This is a genomic window from Cytobacillus firmus DS1 (assembly GCF_000565285.1).
GTDB lineage: Bacteria > Bacillota > Bacilli > Bacillales > Cytobacillaceae > Cytobacillus > Cytobacillus firmus_A.
Genome location: NZ_APVL01000071.1, coordinates 1 through 577 on the forward strand (window position 1 = coordinate 1; position 577 = coordinate 577).

The 577-nt window shown below is 58.2% G+C and carries 1 rRNA gene; it reads left to right on the plus strand.

The features are described 5' to 3' along the window. A 23S ribosomal RNA gene (locus PBF_RS24805) occupies positions 1-577 on the plus strand; the annotation flags it as partial.

The window sequence follows — 577 nt, forward strand, 5'->3', positions numbered from 1 at the left end:
GCCGGAGCGCCAGCTTCGGTGGAGGCGTCGGTGGGATACTACCCTGGCTGTATTGAAATTCTAACCCGCGCCCCTGATCGGGGCGGGAGACAGTGTCAGGTGGGCAGTTTGACTGGGGCGGTCGCCTCCTAAAAAGTAACGGAGGCGCCCAAAGGTTCCCTCAGAATGGTTGGAAATCATTCGCAGAGTGTAAAGGCACAAGGGAGCTTGACTGCGAGACCTACAAGTCGAGCAGGGACGAAAGTCGGGCTTAGTGATCCGGTGGTTCCGCATGGAAGGGCCATCGCTCAACGGATAAAAGCTACCCCGGGGATAACAGGCTTATCTCCCCCAAGAGTCCACATCGACGGGGAGGTTTGGCACCTCGATGTCGGCTCATCGCATCCTGGGGCTGTAGTCGGTCCCAAGGGTTGGGCTGTTCGCCCATTAAAGCGGTACGCGAGCTGGGTTCAGAACGTCGTGAGACAGTTCGGTCCCTATCCGTCGTGGGCGCAGGAAATTTGAGAGGAGCTGTCCTTAGTACGAGAGGACCGGGATGGACGCACCGCTGGTGTACCAGTTGTCTTGCCAAAGGCAT